The following is a 1,410-nucleotide window of genomic DNA, read 5'->3' on the forward strand; positions in this document are numbered from 1 at the left end:
ATGTCATAGGTAGGTACTTAAGAAAAACATTAAGTACAGCCTTAAAAATTTGGCTCTACCCCATACTGAAATACTCCTGTTTTTCGATCGCGTTTGGGGTGTGCCCTAGCAGCATTTTTCCTCAGAAAGTCAAATGCTCCATTAACTGCATTTAACAATCCTTTCCTATGCTTCCTAATAATCGCTGTTAATATGCCAATCCACCAAACACCCGTTGTTTTTGCTACTGTCATTGTAGACATTTCAGTTTTGAATATCTTTTCAATACAGCCAGTTAAAAACCTTTTAAGCGTGGTTACTATTAAACTTACATAAATTAGCGCCTCTTGTAAGGTTGCGTTTGATGTTTGAAAGCCGCGTAAATTATTATAAGACTTACACTCCTTAAAAAGTAATTCAACCTGCCAGCGTAACCTATATAATTTGCCTATTTCAGTCGCTGTAAATTCATCAATAGATAAATTAGTGACTAAAAATGTATATTGTTTTTCTTTTTTTGACCAATACCCAACGACTCTTGTTAGCTTGTTTTTTATGCTAACATTCATATCAATAAGATCATTTTTAGGTAATTCGGGGAGCAATTCACATAACTTTGGGGAATGACTTCCTGTTAATTCCTGTCCATTTTGCTTAAAAGCATTATGTACTCTGACTGCTTTTAACCCCTTAGCTCTTAATACGTAAAATCCTCCTGCTTTATCTAATTCATGAATATAACTACCTGAATAATACCCTCTATCAGCAAGTAACAACTGTCCTTTCAACTCTTTAAATGTTGGAAGTTCTTCACGTTCAGAATAACTGTCTGGTGTTATATCTGCTTTTTCAAAGCAACCTTGCGTTAAATTTAAAGTAGCATGCAATTCAATCGCTGCTGGACACGTATTTGAAAATCGCCCAGGAAAAACATCTTTTAAAGAACGATGAAGCATAATAGAGCTACCGTCCTGAATTAAAATATTCTCAAACTTGAACAAATCTTTTTTCGTGTACTTAAGCGCATCATTTATCCAACAATTAAAAACTCTATTTGTTACCTCTCGCATTAGTTCAGCTAGTTCAGGTTTAACTAACTGGTTATGAAAAGGCTTATACTTAATAGACTGCCCTGTTAGCTGATTATAAACTCTTAATATTTCGGATAAATAGATCGTTTTTTTATCCCCAAGCGCAGCAACAAGACTAACAACCATATGAAATGCGGTAATATTTCTTTCTCTTTTAGTAAATGCTACTTGTTTACCAAGTCGGTTCAGTTTTTTTTCACTTAGGATACTTTTTAACTTATTAATAAAAATGTTAGCATTCATTTGAAGCTCTTTTCTTGATTCTGTGGTTTGTGTGGTAACAACCATTTGATCATGAATTGAGCTTCAACTCAATTTCTTAAGATCTTACCTATGACAT

1 protein-coding gene is annotated in these 1,410 nt (G+C 33.8%); it reads right to left on the bottom strand.

What is annotated here, in order from left to right; genetic code table 11:
- Window positions 1-41: 41 nt before the first annotated feature.
- Window positions 42-1,313 carry an IS4 family transposase gene (locus CXF76_RS00685; protein WP_101162807.1) on the bottom strand — a complete coding sequence of 424 codons (1,272 nt, stop codon included), beginning with the start codon at window positions 1,311-1,313 and terminating at the stop codon, window positions 42-44.
- Window positions 1,314-1,410 lie beyond the last annotated feature (97 nt).

Source organism: Pseudoalteromonas sp. 78C3, from assembly GCF_002836695.1.
In the GTDB taxonomy this organism is placed as follows: Bacteria; Pseudomonadota; Gammaproteobacteria; order Enterobacterales; family Alteromonadaceae; genus Pseudoalteromonas; species Pseudoalteromonas arctica.

What these genes read in the sequence shown, in the direction of transcription:
- CXF76_RS00685 (WP_101162807.1), bottom strand. Translation starts at nt 1,313, where the DNA reads ATGAATGCTAACATTTTTATTAATAAGTTAAAAAGTATCCTAAGTGAA.